Annotated in this window: 14 protein-coding genes and 1 pseudogene; 3 read left to right on the top strand and 12 right to left on the bottom strand. The window is 66.2% G+C overall.

The window, feature by feature from the left end:
• Positions 1-27: 27 nt before the first annotated feature.
• Together ACVOLJ_RS00530 and ACVOLJ_RS00525 are read right to left on the bottom strand one after the other, a co-directional pair.
• Positions 28-282: pseudogene (locus ACVOLJ_RS00530) on the bottom strand (site-specific integrase); the annotation flags it as partial.
• A 914-nt stretch (positions 283-1,196) separates the two neighbouring features.
• Positions 1,197-2,462, bottom strand: coding sequence for a hypothetical protein (locus ACVOLJ_RS00525; protein WP_481563137.1), 1,266 nt, complete (start codon positions 2,460-2,462; stop codon positions 1,197-1,199).
• A 212-nt stretch (positions 2,463-2,674) separates the two neighbouring features.
• Here ACVOLJ_RS00525 and ACVOLJ_RS00520 point away from each other — a divergent pair, with 212 nt between their 5' ends.
• The gene (locus tag ACVOLJ_RS00520) at positions 2,675-3,301 is read left to right on the top strand and encodes a response regulator (RefSeq protein WP_475278753.1); all 627 of its coding nucleotides are present in this window, start codon (positions 2,675-2,677) and stop codon (positions 3,299-3,301) included.
• Between the two features lie 2 nt (positions 3,302-3,303).
• Entirely contained in the window at positions 3,304-5,625 is a 2,322-nt protein-coding gene (locus tag ACVOLJ_RS00515) for an ATP-binding protein (protein WP_481563136.1), read from the top strand.
• 1 nt (position 5,626) lies between these two features.
• On the opposite strand, the gene ACVOLJ_RS00510 is transcribed toward ACVOLJ_RS00515, so the two are convergent.
• The 10 genes from ACVOLJ_RS00510 to ACVOLJ_RS00465 form a co-directional block, all read right to left on the bottom strand.
• Positions 5,627-6,382: a SapC family protein gene (locus ACVOLJ_RS00510; protein ID WP_475279128.1), complete on the bottom strand. Its 756-nt coding sequence runs from the start codon at positions 6,380-6,382 to the stop codon at positions 5,627-5,629.
• Between the two features lie 111 nt (positions 6,383-6,493).
• On the bottom strand, positions 6,494-6,766 hold the full coding sequence (locus tag ACVOLJ_RS00505) for a hypothetical protein (RefSeq protein ID WP_025877210.1): 273 nt from the start codon (positions 6,764-6,766) through the stop codon (positions 6,494-6,496).
• A 158-nt stretch (positions 6,767-6,924) separates the two neighbouring features.
• A complete protein-coding gene (gene fusA, locus ACVOLJ_RS00500; protein WP_475278751.1) occupies positions 6,925-8,961 on the bottom strand; it encodes an elongation factor G in 2,037 nt (678 codons plus the stop codon).
• A 399-nt stretch (positions 8,962-9,360) separates the two neighbouring features.
• The gene (locus ACVOLJ_RS00495) at positions 9,361-10,101 is read right to left on the bottom strand and encodes a hypothetical protein (RefSeq protein WP_481563135.1); all 741 of its coding nucleotides are present in this window, start codon (positions 10,099-10,101) and stop codon (positions 9,361-9,363) included.
• 104 nt (positions 10,102-10,205) lie between these two features.
• Positions 10,206-10,709: an energy transducer TonB family protein gene (locus tag ACVOLJ_RS00490; protein WP_481563134.1), complete on the bottom strand. Its 504-nt coding sequence runs from the start codon at positions 10,707-10,709 to the stop codon at positions 10,206-10,208.
• A 172-nt stretch (positions 10,710-10,881) separates the two neighbouring features.
• A complete protein-coding gene (locus ACVOLJ_RS00485) occupies positions 10,882-11,643 on the bottom strand; it encodes a heme ABC transporter ATP-binding protein (RefSeq protein WP_481563133.1) in 762 nt (253 codons plus the stop codon).
• Entirely contained in the window at positions 11,640-12,683 is a 1,044-nt protein-coding gene (locus ACVOLJ_RS00480) for a FecCD family ABC transporter permease (protein WP_475278747.1), read from the bottom strand. The genes ACVOLJ_RS00485 and ACVOLJ_RS00480 overlap by 4 nt, the downstream gene beginning before the upstream one ends.
• Positions 12,680-13,726 (bottom strand): heme/hemin ABC transporter substrate-binding protein, encoded by a 1,047-nt coding sequence (locus ACVOLJ_RS00475; RefSeq protein WP_475278746.1) that lies wholly within the window; start codon positions 13,724-13,726, stop codon positions 12,680-12,682. Before ACVOLJ_RS00475 ends, ACVOLJ_RS00480 begins: the two co-directional genes overlap by 4 nt.
• Positions 13,727-13,777: 51 nt before the next feature.
• Positions 13,778-15,157, bottom strand: a complete 1,380-nt coding sequence (locus ACVOLJ_RS00470; protein ID WP_481563132.1) for a YncE family protein — start codon at positions 15,155-15,157, stop codon at positions 13,778-13,780.
• 122 nt (positions 15,158-15,279) lie between these two features.
• Positions 15,280-16,308 (bottom strand): alpha/beta hydrolase, encoded by a 1,029-nt coding sequence (locus tag ACVOLJ_RS00465; protein ID WP_481563131.1) that lies wholly within the window; start codon positions 16,306-16,308, stop codon positions 15,280-15,282.
• Between the two features lie 283 nt (positions 16,309-16,591).
• Here ACVOLJ_RS00465 and ACVOLJ_RS00460 point away from each other — a divergent pair, with 283 nt between their 5' ends.
• Positions 16,592-16,966, top strand: coding sequence for a hypothetical protein (locus tag ACVOLJ_RS00460; protein WP_481563130.1), 375 nt, complete (start codon positions 16,592-16,594; stop codon positions 16,964-16,966).
• Position 16,967: the final 1 nt, after the last annotated feature.

Below are 16,967 nucleotides of genomic sequence, written 5' to 3'. Positions count from 1 at the left end.
ACTGTTTCAAGGGGGCCACTTGACCGACAACCAGTCCTGGAGAGCGAGAGCGACCCGATCGAGCACCGGCTTGTCCGGCGTCGAGGTGGCCGTAACGCCGGCTAGCTGCGTCTTGCTGTGCTCCAGCCGGTACATATAGCCCGCCTCGCCAATCCGGCGCAGGTCGCGAAGGTCCGCGGCGGCGATCTCGCTGCGCCGGCGCCCGCCGCTGGCAAATCCGAAGCAGAGTAGGGCGCGGTCGCGCAGGCCTTCCAGGCTGTCGTCACAGGTGGCCAGCATAGCTGCTGATGTCAAATCGAAACCCAAGCGGCCGACCCGATTGGCGCGAACTGGGGTCGAATTTGAAGCAAATTTGGCCCCAGTCGCGCCTCACGAGCTACTCCAGATTCGCAGCGCTCAACATCTGGCTGCCTTTGGGGTCAGGTAGAAGCTAGAAGCCCTGCCTTTAGCGGACGATCCGGATCCAGCGCGTACGTGGTCCGACCTGTCAGGCCGTCGAACACCTTCGGATTGGCATCGATAGCAAGCTCGCAGAGCAGCTAAGGCCAATGAGGCTCCTCGTCGCGGTGTCCCCAGCTAGCCGGGGACTTACTGGATCGGATCCAACCAACGTTGCTACTCCTTGGATCTAGCCCGAGTCGGCCCAAATTCGTGCACGTATCGTTCGTGCATGCTGCCACAGAACGAGGAAGTAGCACTTGTACCTGGCAGGATCGCCTCCAAAGGGCGAACCGAATCGCCTGAGCTCCCTAAGAGCGCTACTTACTTGATAGGGGCGCCGCCTTCAGACCTTCTTTGCAATGGCAACCTAAAAATCTCTGCGATGAACACCAGAGCCGCAGCCATTGCCACGTAGAGCCAACGAAGGCCGCGACCGACTGATACGAAATTTCGCATAATGTATATTATGTTCAAAGCACCATGGCAGCCACCAGCTCCCAGCCCCGCGACCCTGGCAACTCGACTAGGCTCACCGCGGGCAGCCCGGCAAGCATGCCTCTTAACCAGGGCCACACGCTCTCAAGCCAAGCTCCCAGCGCACAAACAGCCAGATCGACCAAGGCCTGATCCGCTCGCATCCATCACCCACAAAGCTCCCGCCGCCACGCTTCACCAGATCTTGAATTCTGAGGCCCAACCTGGCCCTCAGACCTGTAGATTTCGCCTTTCATCAAGGCCCATCGTGACGCGTCACGTTAATTGGCGCCGCCAGCCCCATCCACCACGCCAAAGTACTCACGAATCAGCGTCTTGTTCTCAAAGAACGCATCCAGCACTACATACAAGAAGTAGTTCCCGCCAATCTTGTGGTCCAAGGGAATGCTGGCGCCATCGATCTTGAACGTCTTGTACTTGGCGCTTCCTTTGACGCTCGCATCATGCCGCCGGCGTGCGTGGTCGGCTTCCGAGTACAGAATGAACTCGTGATCGATGTGGTCGATGACTTCCTGGCCCGCAGCGCCAGAGAACTGCAGATGCACCACCTGCGTTACCACCTGGCCATCCAGCACAGGCAGATCCGCACGCAGCTCTTCGAAGGTCACGCTGCGCGGGTTCTGTTCGACCTTGATCCACAACGCATCGTCATAGCAGCTGTCGCTGTAGAACTTCGACATCGATGGGGCCCGCAGGTCAGCCAGGTGGAACGTCTTGCCGAACTCAAGCTCCTCAAAACTGGGGCGTACATCCGACGCCGAATTGATGGCAAAGGCGATATGCGGAACCCGGCCCGCATCCCGCAGCGACTCGATCGCAGACAGCGCCGACCGGGGTACTTCGATTCCGAAATAGAGGCCATAGCCCTCATGCTTGAGCGCTTGAATGTAACGCTCGTTCACGATGCTCAACTCGCTGCCGAGCGAAAGCAGCTGGTATTTGTCGAACTGCGGGTCTGTCTTTGCAAGGTCCACGCCCTTGCCTGCATAGATGCCGGCCAGATCGCTGGCGAACGGTGCATGGAAGCGTTCAAGCAGCCCTCGCCTGCCCAGGTACTCCTCGTAAAGCAGCGCGCCGATCTCGAACAGGTGCGAATATTGCTTCACATAGGCGCCTGCATCCTCGCCGGGCTGGCGCTGCTCGCAGCGCTCGGCACGCAGCTCGCGCACGCCAGGCCAAAGCGCATCGCCCATGGCCAGGAATGCATCCAGAGAATCGACGTTGGGCCGGGCATCCAGGGCGGCAAGCTTTACCTCCTCGATATGGCAGGAATGGCCGGCCGCCCTTGCGTCCTGCATGGCCTCATTCAACTGGCGGCGCTCGCGCTCCAGTTGCTGCTTATACGCCGCAACCACCCGACCCTCCAACAGGCCATCGGCACGCGCCGTCTCTAGCGCCGGGAACAGGCCCTGCAGCAACAACGGAGAGCGTGTGCCGAACAACTCATCAAGGATGTACAGCGTGCCGGCATCATCCAGGGGGCGCACCACGTCGGCGTCGCGAATGGCGGAAAAACAAGTATCCATGTGTGATGCATTCCTTGCGGGCGCGTCCCGGCAGAAGATAGACGCAACAGACTACCTCTCCACTATTGCCCTGTGCTGGATCCGACAGAAAGCTGCAACGCTTCCTAGTGCTGCCCTAGGAATAATCGCAAAATTCGAACGTTTTCGATGCACGGTGCGGCAGTAGCAGCAGAATGGACGCCACGCCCTTGGGCGCCGACACCCCTACGCGCATGAATGGATATCCTGCACCGCGCCGGCTCCGGCTGGCCCTGCTCGACGACCACGACGTCGTGCGCCGCGGCACCGCCTTCCATCTTGGCAAGGATGCCCGCTTTGAAATCGTCGCCAGCCACAGCAGGAGCGAGACGTTCCTGCTGGCGCTGCAGCATTGCCGCGCCGATGTCGCCATCATCGACATCGCGCTGGCACGCGACGATGTCAGCGGCGTCACGCTGGTGCAACAGCTGCGCGGAGCGCTGCCGCAGGTCACCCTGCTCGGTTTCGCCGGGCAGAACTCGGTGGCCATCATCAATCAGCTGCTGGATGCAGGCATCAGCGGGTTCGTTGGCAAGGCCGAGCCATTGGCCGAGCTTTCCGACGCGGTGGTGCGCGTCTACCAGGGGCTCTGCCGCATTCCGCCCTCCTGCAAGCTGCTGAACCCATGCGATGCACTCAGCCGCAATGAACGCGAGGTCATCCAGCTGGTGCTGGAAGGGATGACCATCTCGGAAATTGCACTGCACCGCCACCGCAGCGTCAAGACCGTCAGCACCCAGAAGGTCGCCGCGCTGCGCAAGCTGGGCTTGAGCAACGACGCGGAGATCTTCGCCATGCGCCCGCACCTGCAGGCGCTTTGAGCATGGAGCGGCGCTGTGGCTGGCAGCCCTTGCTGCTGGCACTGCTCATCCTGCTTCCCCAGGATTCGGTGGGCGACACCCAGCGCGGACGCTGGGGGCCGGGCAGCGACGTACGCGTTGCCACCGGCCCCACGCTGCACCCTGCCCCTCAGGACGCACCCCACGCCGATGTGCTGCCGACCCTGGCGCATGGCTATGCGGCACTGGTATCGCGCCATTCCGGCCTGGTCTTCGTGGACACCCCCGTTGCCAGCAGCGCCGCCGGCATGGCCGCGGTCTGCGAAGGCAGGGCCGATCTTGTGCTGGTCCAGGGGGCCGGCAACGCGGTGCACCTGCCCTGCCCCAACCTGGTGGCGTCGCGCAGCTTTCATGGCGGCACCAGCGTACTGGTCGGGCGCGCCGGGGAGCGCCTGCCGTCGACAGCCTCCGACCTGGACGCGCTGTTGGTGGCCGCGGTTGAAGGGGGCCCGTATCCGCCCTGGCTGGCCGAGCATCATCCTGGTGCGCGCGTGCTGCCCATGCCCAACCTGCAGGCAACGTTGACCGCGGTGCAGGAAGGTGTCGCTGACGTGGCCATCGGCCTGGAATCGCCTACGCGCGCGCAGTTCAGGCGCCACTTCGCACATAGCCTGCGGCTGCAGGCGCTCGACGCGCGCTTTCCCACCCAGCTGCACCTGCTGGCCCGACGCGAAGACAAAGCGCTGCTGGAGCGCATCGAAACTGCCCTGGCCGAGATCACGGTCGAGGAGCACGCGGCCCTGCTGCAGCGCTGGACAGGACAGGCATTGCCCGCTGCGATCGATCAGGTCTTCGGCGGATGGATGGCACGCGCTGCGCCCTGGCTGATAGCTGTCGCAATCACGCTTGTGCTGGCCGCGCTGCTGGCGGCATGCCTGCTGCGCAGCGGATGGGGGCGTGAGCGCAACGCCGCGCAGGCCGCCGGCATGATCAGCCACGAAGTGCGCAATTCGGCGCAGGCCGTGCTGGCCTCGATCGACCTGCTGGGTCAATCGCCGCTTCCCGCCGGGCCGCGCGAGCTGGTGACGGCCGCCGAAAATGCCAGCCAGACGCTGCGCCGGCTGCTTGACCGTACGTTGGACTTTTCTCGCCTGGCCAGCGGCACCTTCCGCCCACAGCTGCAACCCTGCGATGTGCCTGCGCTCTGCGCACAGGCGCTTGCAGCCGTCGCACCGCAGGCGCAGCGCAAGGCGCTCAGCCTTGAATTCGGTGCGCCGGATGCACCGTTCCCCATCGTGTCGACAGATGCGGACTGCCTGCGCCAACTGCTCGACAACCTGCTTGGCAACGCCATCAAGTTCACGGATGTGGGGGGTGTCGAGCTGCGGCTGCAACTGGAAGAACGGTCAAAGGCCACGTCCCTGCTGATCGAAGTCATCGACAGTGGCATCGGCATCGCGCCCACGCAGATGCATGCGCTGTTCGAACCGTTCCGGCAGGCCGAAGGCGGTAAACAGCGCGGCGGCAGCGGGCTGGGCCTGTCAATCTGCAGGGAGCTGGCCACCGCCCTGGGTGGCACACTGAACGCGCACAGCGTTCATGGCCGCGGCAGCCGCTTCATTCTGCGCCTGCCGGTGCAGCGCGCCCGGCCTGAGGCCGTTGACGGAGCCGTCGACGACAGGCATCCGCTTGAGGGCCTGCGCATCCTGCTGGTCGAAGACCATGACCTCAACCGCCAGATGATCGCCGCACAGCTGCGACACTGGGGTGCGACCGTATGCGCGGCCGCCGATGCCGCCACTGCGCTGGAACTGCAGCACGGCGCGCTGTGCCCGGTGATTCTGCTGGATATCGGCCTGCCGGGCATCGATGGCTATGGCCTTGCCCGTCAGCTGCGCCAGCGCGAGGCAGACGGTGCGCCGCGTGCGCTGCTGCTTGCGCTATCGGCCTTTACCGGCGACAGCCACGCATTGCGCTGCCGCGCTGCCGGCATCGACGCTGTGCTGGTCAAGCCGCTGCAGATCGATGCGCTGCTGGCCGCACTGGGCCTCACCCGGCTATCGGGCAGCCCCCTGCACGACGTGGACCAGGAGCTGGCCGACGCCTACGAAGCGGATATCGACAAGGAGTTGCAGTACCTGCTGGAGGCGATCGACCAGTGCGATGCCGAAGCACTGCAGTACCACGCCCATCGCCTGCAGGGCGTACTGCAGATGCGTGGCGCAGGCGACATTGATGCATTGGCGGGCGAACTGGAGGCAATGGCCAAGGCCACCACCCCCGTCTGGGACGATGTGCGTCGCCTGTTGCAGGCCGCACTCGCCCAGCGTGGCTCCCGGACTGCGGAAGCCACGCCACGGCCTTGAATCAGGCGACGGTACGACCTGCCTGGCGGCGGGTCAGGTCGTTGAAACGACCCAGCGACATCAGGTGCTGGTGGATCAGCGCCAGCCAGCCGTTACGGTGCCACTCGACAACCTTCGCTTCCGGCAGCGCGACGAACTTCTCCACGTCCACCACGAAGAAGCCATTGAGGTTGAACTCGCGGCCATCGGGCAGGCGCACGGTGGCGTTGCGCTCGACCAGCAGGTCGCTGTCGACCAGCGCCTTGGAAAACGCCTGGGTCTGTTCGTGTTCGCGGGTGAACTGGCCGCAGAACTCAAGCGCCTGCTGCACCATGTCGGTGGCCTTGCCGTCGGCGAACAGCGGCTGGCCTTCTTCACCGCCACGGACGATGCGCGGGCTCTCTTCATCGATGCCGAGCAGGAAGTCATTGTCCGCGCCGGTATCGATGAAGATGAAGGGATGGCGGCGCAGGTAGGCCGGGATGTAGGTCTCGTCGTCCCACAGGCCATCGGTGATGAACAGGTTTTCGGTGGTCACGCCCACCGCGGCCATCGGCACCGCCGTCGGGCCAGCGAACAGGATCGGGAAGTGGTGCAGCGCCAGCGAGAACTCGCCCAGCACCAGCGGAATGGAGTTGCTGCTGGCGGCAAATTCAAGCTTGCCCGGCAGGATGCGCAGGTCAGCGTGCAGATCGGCCTGCAGCGGCACCGGACGGGTGTAGAAGAGGGGCGCGTTGTTCGGCGCAGCTTCGGTGGTGGTGTCGCTGGTGGTGGTCATCATGAAAACCGTATCGATCATGCGCGCCTGCCATCCCGGGCGCGCCAGCGGGAACAACCTGAATCCCGCATTATCAACAAGGTGGGTGACAACAACCACCCCGGCGCAGCTTTATTTCAGCTGCAGTGGATAGCGCTGCCACAGCACATGGACCAGGAACCCGGCCAGTTCGGTATCGCGCGCACTCACTGCGGCACGGATCTTGTCCAGCAGGACCATGTCACTGCAATGCCGCACATCGGCATGATTGGCCTGCCCTGCCCGCCGTGCCCGGTAACGCGCAGCCCGCTGCGCATCGCTCATTGCGTACCCGAACTTGGGCGGCCGACCGCGCTTGCGCGGCAGGGTCAGCTCCAGGGTTCCGGGGTCATTGTCATCACGCATGGGCAGGGTGCGGGCGGCGGAAAGCAACGGGGGGTGCGCAATTTATCGTGAGGCATCACTTTAATCCAGCTTTTTCTGCAGTTTTGTTGCAATGCAGTGCAACAAAGCGCGCCCACAAAAAAAGGGAGCCCGCGAACGGGCTCCCCTGCGCTGTTCCACTATGCACTGCGCACCGGCTCGTAACCATGCAGCTGCGCCTCGCTACTGGCCCGTCCCTGGCTGAGCGAGCGCAGCGCGGTGGTGTAGCCCACCAACTGCGCCAGCGGTGCGAAGCCGCTCACTTCGGCGCGACCCTCCTGGTCATCGATGCGGGCAATGCGGCCATGGCGACGGTTGAGATCGCCCACCACGTCACCCACCGACGCCGACGGCGAATGCACCGTCACCGCCATCACCGGCTCCAGCAGCTGCGTACCCCCCGTGGCCAGCGCCGCCTTGATCGCCTCGCTACCGGCGCGGTGGAATGCCATCTCCGAAGAGTCCTTGGCATGGGTCTGTCCATCGACCAGGCTGATTTCAATGCCGACCACCGGATGCCCCTGCGGGCCTTCCGACAGCGTGGCACGCACGCCTTTTTCCACCGCGGCGATGAAGCCACGCGGGATAACGCCACCGACGATGCGATCGTTGAACACGACTTGATCGTCATCGCGCGGCGCCACGTCCAGCACCACATGCGCGAACTGGCCCTGGCCACCACTCTGCTTGACCACCCGGCCCACCGCGCCTTCAACGGCGCGCAGCGGCGTTTCCTGGTAGGCCACGCGCGGCGCACCAATGCCCACGTCCACCTTCCACTCACTGCGCAGGCGCTCCACCATCACCTCCAGGTGCAGCTCGCCCATGCCCCAGATGAGGGTCTCGCCACTGTCGCGCTCGGTTTCAACGCGGAACGACGGGTCCTCCTGGGCCAGGCTTGCCAGGCCCTGCGCGATGCGGATCAGGTCAGCCGCGCGCGCCGCTTCCAGCCGCCACGCCAGCACCGGTGCCTGCGCCTGGATGCTCTCCAGCCGCAGCGGCTGCCCTCGCCCGCTCAGCGTTTCACCGCTGATGGCATCCTTCCAGCCCAGCACCGCGACGATGTCACCGGCCACGGCCTGCTCGATGTCGTGGGTCTGCTCGGCCTGTACCCGCACCAGCCGGCTGACACGCCGTCCCTGCGGGTGCAGCGAACTGGCCACGCTGTCGCCTACCTTCAAGGTGCCCGAGTACAACCGCACAAAGCTCAACGCACCGTGCTGCTGGTGGGTGATCTTGAACAGCAGGCCCGCCAGCGGACCCGCCGGATCCGGCGGAAGCAGTACCTGGCCATCATCGCTTTCGGCGCTCACGGCAGGACGATCCAGCGGCGATGGCAGGTAATCGACCACTGCATCCAGCAGCGTTTCGATACCCTTGTCCTTGAACGCTGCACCGGCAAGCACAGGCACGCCGGCACCGGCCAGGGTCGCGCGGCGGATCGCTGCACGCAGCATTTCCGCGTCCACCGCCCGCCCTTCCAGCCAGGCATCGGCCAGCGTTTCGTCGTGGTCGGCCACCGCCTGCACCAGCGCCGCCCGCTGCGGGCCCCACTGGGCGTGCTCATCATCGCTCCATGGGGTCACCGTCGCCACGCCGCCGTCCTGCCACCGCAGCACGCGCTGGTCGACCAGGTCGACCCAGCCGTTGAAGTCGCTTTCGCTGCCCAAGGGCACGCCCAGCGCCCACGGTCGCGCCCGCAGGGTGTCCTGCAGCTGCTGCAGCACGCGCTCGAAGGACGCACCGATGCGGTCCATCTTGTTGACGAAGGCGATCAGCGGCACACCATGCCGGCGCGCCTGGCGCCACACGGTTTCCGACTGAGGCTGCACGCCGTCCACTGCCGAGAACACGGCTACGGCACCGTCGAGCACACGCAGCGAGCGCTCGACTTCGATGGCGAAGTCGATGTGGCCGGGTGTGTCGATCAGGGTCAGCCGATGCGGCGGCAGGTTGCGCGGCGCCCACTGCGCCTGCACGGCGGCAGCGCCGATGGTGATGCCGCGTTCGCGCTCGATCGCCGAAAAGTCGGTGGTCGCGTTGCCGTCGTGGACTTCGCCGACGCGATGGATCTCGCCGCTCTTCCACAGCAGGCGTTCGGTCAACGTGGTTTTGCCAGCGTCGATGTGGGCAATGATGCCGAGGTTGCGGCGAAGGGAGAGAGTCTGGGTGTTCATGGAATAGGTTCCTGCAAGGCCAACTTCGAGGGCCGCACACCCCGGTTGGCAACAGGGTGCGCGGCTAGCGTTCGGTCTCGGCGATCTGGTGCATGGCACGTTCTCCTTGCGGTGCAGCGGGTTGAGGAATGGGGGACGGAAACGAAAAGAGCGCCCCGGAGGGCGCTCTGTGGATGGTCCATCGGTGGCCGATCAACGGCCCCGTGGCACTCCAGGCAGACACGCCCGTTCCGCGCTTGCGCGGGTCAGGGTGAAAAACTTCAGGAGCGGCATCCGGTTCATGGGGCGCATTCTAGACCTGCCAATCTGGCGCGCAAGTGAATATTGCGCACATGAATGGAACGATGAGCGCCACTGGAGCCACCCCACGGGTGGCTGCGGCCCAGACCGTCATGAAACCTACTTGCAGCCGTGCAGGCGGCGCGCTTCGCCCACCGTGGCGCCCTGTGCATCGACGGTCGACACCCAGCCCTTCAGCGACATCGCCGGATCGTTGCCAGGCTGGCGCGGCGTGCCATGGATCACCAGCTCGGTCCAGCTGCCCACCGGCGCCAGCTCGGCCAACCGCGCGGCCTGGTCATCGTCGGTACTGAAGGTGTCGTCCGGCGTGGAGGGCTTGGCCTTGTTCACCGTCGCGGTCTTGAGCGCACGCACCCGCACCGCGCCATCGGGCAGGCGCTGGCTGGTCACTTCGTAGCGTTCCACGCCATAGGCCCACGAGTGTTCGCCGGTGCTGCGCCGTTCGCTGCCGTCGTCGGCGTATTCGATCGTCTCGCCGGTGACCCCGGCCAGTGTGGCGATACCTCCGATTCCGGCCATCATCGCCTCATAAGCAACCATCTGCCGCTGTTCGGCGGTCAGCTTGCCCGCCTCCGGCTTCATGCCGGGCAGGTTCAGGTACGCAGCTTTCCGGCACAGCAGCAGCACGCGCTGGTTGTCCCACCCCATCATGATTTCGCCATTGGCGAAGTACTGGGTGGTGAAGGTGGTCACCGCAGCGCCCGGCCCCTTCGAGTAGCGGGTCTCGATGCTGGCAGCGTTCTCGGCTGCATCCTCCAGCGACAGTGTGCCGGCGTGGGCACTGCCCGCCAGGGCGATCAACGAAACAGACAGCGCACAGCGGCGAACGACAGGGCTCATGGGGGTCAATCCTTTGAAAATGCGAACCGCCAATGATAAAGCCTTGTGCAACGGCAGGCTTTACCCGATCGGGTTGCCATCATCCATCGCCAGCGCGGATGTACCTACGGCGCGTCGATGTCGAAAGAGAACCGGTGCTCGACGAACCCGCCGACATCCTTCCCTTCGCGTTGCGCAGGCACGTAGCACCAGTCCCACACCCGTTCTGCGGCCGCCGCATCCTGCGCTGGGTCACCGCTGGACTGCACGACCTGCACCGATTGCAGTTTGCCTGCCGCATCCACCTGCATCTGCAGCACAGCCGTTCCACCCACACGTTGGCCAGGCGGGTAGTCCAGGGGGTTCAGCAGGACCGAGAAGAATGAGATCGACGGTTGCGCGGACCGCGTCGACTTCGCAGAGCATGCATCGCGCGCATCGAACCGCTTCCCACGCTTTGCCACAATCCGCTTCAGCGCTTCCTCCGCCTTGTTCGCACATGCCTCTGCTTGGTTCGTCAACTTGCTGCGACACACCGGCTTGGCGACGCGCTCCCGATCAAGCTGCGGCGTACAGCCCGCCAGCGCGGGCAGGCAAGCCATCACGGCCAGCAGGGAAAGGGATTTCATCGTCGCAGCCGCAGCAACCAAGGGCATAACAGGATTTCATCCCCCGCTGCACCGCTCCATACAACTTGTCTGAAACGTGCATTGCCAAGCGGCTCACCGAACATCGGGCGAGCATTGCCAGGCGCATCCTGCGGGCTGCTGGATGCAGTCGCCGTCAGCAGCCCGCTTGGCGCTACGTCACCACCACCAGCGGTACACGCCGCCGCGGGTGCTGCAGCACCACCACATCCTGCTGATAGACCCGCTGCAGGTTGTCCTCGGTCAGCACCTGCGCCGGCGTGCCATCGGCGGCCACCCTGCCCTGTTCCAGCAGCACGATGCGATCGGCGTAGCCCGCCGCCAGGTTCAGGTCATGCAGCACCACGATCACGCAGGCGCCGGCTTCTGCACACGCGCGCACGCTGCGCAGCGTGCGTTCCTGGTGCCGCAGGTCCAGCGCGGCGGTGGGTTCGTCCAGCAGGATCAGCGGCGTGTCCTGGGTCAGCACGCGGGCGAAGGTGGTGCGCGCCGACTCACCGCCGGACAGCTGCTGCACTTCGCGCAGGCGCAGCGCCTGCAGTTCGGCCGCGTCGATCGCACGCTCCACCTGCGCATCATCCACCGCCGGATCCGGTGGGTGCGGCAGGCGCCCCATGGCCACCACTTCTTCCACACTGAAGGCGAAACGCACGCCGTGCTCCTGCGGCATCACCGCGCGCTCGCGGGCCAGTGGACCTGCGCGGTAGTCACGCAGCGGCCGCCCGTGCAGATGCACCTCGCCGTCGTCGGCACGCAGATCGCCTGCGGCCACGCCCAGCAGTGTCGATTTGCCCGCACCATTGGGCCCGACCAATGCAGTGACCGTGCCGGGTTCGAAGGCCAGGGTGATGCCATGTAGAATCTCGCGCTGTTGCCGGCGCACCACCACCGCGTGCAGTTGCAGGAATGCGCTCATGCGGCGGCCTTGCGGCGCTGCTGCAGCACCAGCCACAGGAAGAACGGCGCACCCAGCGCGGCCGAGAACAGCCCCAACGGAATTTCGGCGGGCGGGTCGAGCGTGCGTGCGGCGGTGTCGGCCACCACGATCAGCAGCGCACCGAGCAGGCCGGACAGCGGCAGCAGCCAGCGATGCCCCGGGCCGACCAGCAGCCGCGCCACGTGCGGCACCACCAGCCCGACGAAGCTGATGGAGCCGGCGAACGCCACCGCCGCCCCGACCAGCAGCGCACTGAACGCCACCAGCCGGCGCCGCGTGCGGGCCACATCCAACCCCAGGTGCTGCGCCTGGCGCTCACCCAGCGCCAGCATGTCCAGCGGCGTGGCCAGACGCTGCAGCGCCAGCGCGCCCACGGCGAACAGCGGCGCCACGGCGGCCACATCGGCCCAGTTGGCGCGCGCCAGTGAACCCATCTGCCAGAACACCAGCGACTGCAGCTCGCTTTCGTTGGCGATGTAGGTCAGAAAGCCGATCAGCGCCGAACAGAACGCCGCCATCGCAATGCCGACCAGCAGCAGCGTCGCATTACCGCTGCCCTTGCCCGGCCGCGCCAATGCGTAGGTCAGGCCGATGGCTGCTGCGCCACCGCCGAATGCGGCCACCGGCACCAGCCAGCCGGCGGCACCGGCAGCGCCCAGCACGATGGCCGCGACGGCCCCCAGTGCGGCACCCTGGCTGACGCCCACGATGCCGGGGTCGGCCAGTGGATTGCCGAACAACCCCTGCAGGCTGGCACCGGCCATCGCCAGCGCGGCGCCGACCATGGCCCCCAGCAGCGCACGCGGAATGCGCAGCTGCCAGACCACGGCCAGATCACGGCTGCTGACCGACTGCGGGTCGAGCAGGCCCAGCTTCACGCCAAGGGCCTGCAGCACTTCCAGCGGTGGCAGGCGCAACGGACCCACCGCGAAGGACGCCAGCACCGCGCCCAGCAGTGCGACCAGTGCGATCAACAGCATCGTCCGCCCACGACGGCGGCGGCGATCAGCAGGACTCATGCCTTCGGCAACGTCGCCAGTGCCTTGGCCAGCGCCAGCGCGCCTGCGCCCGAGCCGATGCTGGCGTACTTCAGCTGTGCATCCGGCATCACCCAGACCCTGTTGGCCTGACCGGCCGGGGTCTGTTTCAAGGTCGGATAGGCCTTCCACAGGCCCTCGGCGCCACCGAACAACTGCAGGTCATGCTCGGTCACCAGGATCACCTCCGGTGCCGCCGCAACCACGCCTTCGTTGCTCAGCTGCGAATAATTGGCCACGCCGGCTTCGGTGCCGATGTTGAGGCCACCGGCCAGCGCGATCAGCTTGGCCGATGCGCTGTCGGCGCCGGCCACGGTCGGCGCGCCACCGGCACCGGTTGCCGACACGTGGATCACCCGCGGCGCATGGCCCAGCCCCTTGCCGATCGCCGCCGCCTCATCCAGCTGGCGCTGCACCTGCGTGGCCAGGGTCTGGCCGGCGTCGGCAACACCCAGCACCGCCGCGATCTTGCGCACCTTGTCCGGCGCCGCCTGCAGATCATCGATCACCACCGCAGGCTCGCCCACTTCGCGCAGCTTCTTTGCCAGTTCGGTGTGGCGACGCAGGCTGTTGCCGATGAACAACGACCCCTGCAGGCTCAGCACGCCTTCCACGCCGGTGGTGCGGTTGAACAGGAACTGGTGCGGCGCCGCCAGGCCGGCCGCGGTGGTGGTATTGGTCGGTGCGGCGAACACCTGCTTGCCCAGCCCCAGCGCTTCGATCACCGCGATGATGTCGTCGCCGCCGGCAATGATCCGGCTGGTGTCATCCACCTCGACACCGGCGCCATCGTCGGACTGCACCTTGGTCGGCAGCACGGCCTGCTGCCCCGGCAGGGTCGGCACGTCCGTGCCTGCCACCCGCTGCCAGCCTGCGGGCAGTGCCCCGGCCTCGGCGGTGGCGGCAGCCGGTGCTGCTGCGCCTGGGTTGCCGGCAGACGGCGGCGCTTTATCACCACAGGCGGCCAGCACCAGTGAAACGGCAATCGGGAGCGCACACAGGCGCAGACGAGAAGCGATGTTCATGCGGGTTCTCCTTGCTGGCAGGGCGGCAGCGATGCCGCCCTGCCCTGTGGCTTACGGCTGGCGCAGACTGATACGGGTGATGCGGTCGCCCTTGGGGTCTTCGGCGCCGCGCGACTTGTTGACGGCAAACACGTTGCCCTTGCCATCGGCACGCACGTGGTTCGGGAAGGTGCCGCCATCCAGGTTGCCGACGATCCTGCCATCACGATCCACTGCGGTGACCGTGCCGGCGCCGCGATTGGTGACGTAGGCCAGGCCACTCTTGGCGTCGAAGGCCACGTTCAGCGCACCGGCGCCGACCGGCACATCGTGCACAACCTTGCCGCTGGCCACATCGACGATCAGCAGGTTGTCGGTGCCCTGCGAGGCCACGTACAGGCGATTGCGCGCCGCATCGAAGGCCACGCCCGAGGCGCTGATGGAATTGCCCAGATCGATCACCTTGTCGACCTTGCCGCTGGCCACATCGATCACCGCCGCTTCCGGCGTGCCGATGCTGACGGTGAACAGCTTGCCGCTGGCTTCATCCAGCACCAGGCTCATCGGCACGAACTTTTCATCGTCCACGCCCGAGGCCAGGGTGATCGGCTCCAGCGCTTTCAGCGTCTTTGCATCGAACACCGACAGGTGGTCTTCACCGGCAGCCGAGGCGAACACCTTGCCATGCTTGCTGTCGACCACGACGTCGCGTGCGTGCGGCACGGCGCCCACCGGGAACTGGTGCACCAGCGACAGATCGGCCTGGCGGTATACGGCCACGGTGTCCTGGCGGGTATTGCTGACCCAGACATTGCCGTTGGCATCATCCACGCCCACGCCATAGACCGCGAAGACCGCACCATTGGTGCTGCCCGGCACCTGCGCCGGCGTGATGGCCTTGGTCACCTTCAGCGACTTCGGGTCCAGCTTCAGCAACTGCGACTGGGTCACCGGCGGGCGGCCCACGGCCGAGGTGACGAACACCGAATTGCTGGCGGCGCTGTAGGCCGACTGGTACAGGCCCGGCACCAGCTTGCTGGACTGGGTGGCGAACTGCGCCTGGCCCGACAGCGGAACCTGCGGCGACACCCGCAGCTTCAATACGGTCGCGGCGGCCGGCTGGCTCGCGCGCACCACCACCGGGTGGGTGCCCGGCACGGCGTCGGCCGGAATCGCCAGCTGGGTCTTGAAGTTGCCATCGGCATCGACCACCACCGGCTGTGCGTTGAGCACGCTGTCGCCACGCAGCAGGCTGACCTGCTGGCCCGGCACGAAACCACGGCCGGTGACATCGGCGGTGCTGCCGGGCACCACGTTCTCACCACGTGAGACAACCTGGCCCTTGAAGGTGGCGCTGGCGGGCTGGTCGAACACCGGCTGCGCGGTGGCGGTGACCGCCAGCAGCAGGCCGGCTGCCAGAGAGGTAAGACGGAAGGAAGGACGGAACGACATGGAAGGCTCCTTGCACACGTAGGCCGCGCCACGTGGCGCGGGATTCATCGGTTGCCTGGGCCGCTGCACGTCGCAGCACAGCCTGGGTAGTGAGGTCGCACGGCACGGCCGTGCGGAGAGATTCATTCGGCGGCGTTGTCACTGCCATTGGGCGCGCCGTCGCCCGCACTGCGGTCGGTCACGCCATACAGTTCGTGCAGTGCCGCATGGAAGGATGCCGGCAGCATCGGCCCATGGCCGAGCCCAGGGAACTCGCGGTAGCGCACGGTCAGCCCCTGCACCTTGCCCAGGCGTTCGGACAGCTGCATCGCCGCATCCGGCGTGGCGCCGCCAATGCGGCGCAGGTGCGCGACCACACGCGGGTTGCTCATGTCGCGCTTGCCGCGATCGCCCACGCGTTCGGCACCCCCCAGCATCAGCCAGACCTTGGCCGGCTGCCCGTGCAGGTTCTGCACGAACTGCTGTTCCGGATCGCCCAGCGCGGCGCCCTGGCTCCACCACAACGACGGGCTGGCGGCCAGGAAGTACTGGAAGGCTGCCGGACGCGCGTACAACGCATTGAGCACGAACAGGCCGCCCAGCGAATGGCCCCACAGCGCCTGCTGCTGCTGATCGATGCGGGCGCGGCGCTCGACTTCCGGCTTGATGCGGCGCTCGATCAGATCGAGGAAGGCGTCGGCGCCGCCACCGACGGCCTGGGTGGTACCGCTTTCGTCGTCGGCACGATCGATCCATGCGGTGTAGTCGCGGGTGCGCGCCTTCGAGTCGATGCGCAGGTCGTTGTCATAGCCGATCAGCACCAGCACCGGTGGTGCCTTGCGCGCGGCCAGCTCGGCCAGCAGCGGTTGATCGAGCACCATTGCCACCGCGTTGCCGTCCAGCGCGTACAGCACCGGCGCCGGCGTCTTTGCCGCCTTGGCCGGAATGGCCAGGTTCACCCGCCAGCGACGCTGCTGGTCGGGGCTGTCGATCACGAACGTCTCGAAGCGATAGCTTGCCGCTGCCTCATCGAGCACGGTGTGGCCGATCTTCTGCAGTGGATTGCGCTGCTGCGCATGGGCGTACGAGGTAGCCAGGAGCAGACCCATCATCAGGACGGCCAGGCCGCAGGCCAGCGGGCCACGGCGCGTGGGCAGGACGAAATGCTTCATCAGCGGCGACGGAAGCGGCACACGGCCGCCGGTTCACAAGGGACCGCAGTCTACCTCAAACGCGAATGATTATCACATCGATCAAACGCTACGCTGTGTATCACGCGCGCGGATGCGCTTGCGCCTGAAGCACCCCATCCACTACTTTCCCCAGCCAACGGGGCGCAGGAGCGCCCCGCCCTCGCAGGGCCGCGGATGGGATGGGCAGCAGCGCCATCGCCCGGAGTCCTGCCCCCCTGCTGCACAACCTCCACGGGATTGGATCCTGTGACTGTGAGAAACCTTGAAGCGCACCGCCCTGATCGCACTTTCCCTTGCCCTGCTTGCGCCGTCGGCCGCCCATGCCGCGCAGGATCTGCCCACGCTTTACCAAGCCTATGAAGAAGCCGGCTATTCGACGCTGAGCATGGAACAGCTCAACCAGACGGTGACCTTCACCGCCGTCGCACTGGGTGTTTCCAGCAACCTGCAGGGCGAGCCCTTGATCGAGGCCGGCGATGACCAGGGCCAGGTGCTGGCCCGGCTGACCAGCTCCGATGACCAGCAAGGTGCCAAGCTCAGTGCACTGGAAGAAGGTGCCTCGTTCACCGCCAGCTGCACGCTACAGTTCAGTTCCGGCTCGGACTACCTGTCCTTCGGCGACTGCGCGCTGCAGTAAC

This window comes from Stenotrophomonas sp. STEN046 (assembly GCF_056759755.1).
Note: the sequence above shows the minus strand (reverse complement) of the source record. Positions and strands in the feature narration are given on the sequence as shown.

Excerpts from the sequence above, each read along its gene's own strand:
- ACVOLJ_RS00510 (WP_475279128.1), bottom strand. The coding sequence starts at position 6,382 with ATGACCACCACCAGCGACACCACCACCGAAGCTGCGCCGAACAACGCG.
- ACVOLJ_RS00495 (WP_481563135.1), bottom strand. The coding sequence starts at position 10,101 with ATGAGCCCTGTCGTTCGCCGCTGTGCGCTGTCTGTTTCGTTGATCGCC.
- ACVOLJ_RS00505 (WP_025877210.1), bottom strand. The coding sequence starts at position 6,766 with ATGCGTGATGACAATGACCCCGGAACCCTGGAGCTGACCCTGCCGCGC.
- ACVOLJ_RS00485 (WP_481563133.1), bottom strand. The coding sequence starts at position 11,643 with ATGAGCGCATTCCTGCAACTGCACGCGGTGGTGGTGCGCCGGCAACAG.
- fusA (WP_475278751.1), bottom strand. The coding sequence starts at position 8,961 with ATGAACACCCAGACTCTCTCCCTTCGCCGCAACCTCGGCATCATTGCC.
- ACVOLJ_RS00515 (WP_481563136.1), top strand. The coding sequence starts at position 3,304 with ATGGAGCGGCGCTGTGGCTGGCAGCCCTTGCTGCTGGCACTGCTCATC.
- ACVOLJ_RS00465 (WP_481563131.1), bottom strand. The coding sequence starts at position 16,308 with ATGAAGCATTTCGTCCTGCCCACGCGCCGTGGCCCGCTGGCCTGCGGC.
- ACVOLJ_RS00475 (WP_475278746.1), bottom strand. The coding sequence starts at position 13,726 with ATGAACATCGCTTCTCGTCTGCGCCTGTGTGCGCTCCCGATTGCCGTT.
- ACVOLJ_RS00470 (WP_481563132.1), bottom strand. The coding sequence starts at position 15,157 with ATGTCGTTCCGTCCTTCCTTCCGTCTTACCTCTCTGGCAGCCGGCCTG.
- ACVOLJ_RS00480 (WP_475278747.1), bottom strand. The coding sequence starts at position 12,683 with ATGAGTCCTGCTGATCGCCGCCGCCGTCGTGGGCGGACGATGCTGTTG.
- ACVOLJ_RS00525 (WP_481563137.1), bottom strand. The coding sequence starts at position 2,462 with ATGGATACTTGTTTTTCCGCCATTCGCGACGCCGACGTGGTGCGCCCC.
- ACVOLJ_RS00520 (WP_475278753.1), top strand. The coding sequence starts at position 2,675 with ATGAATGGATATCCTGCACCGCGCCGGCTCCGGCTGGCCCTGCTCGAC.
- ACVOLJ_RS00490 (WP_481563134.1), bottom strand. The coding sequence starts at position 10,709 with ATGAAATCCCTTTCCCTGCTGGCCGTGATGGCTTGCCTGCCCGCGCTG.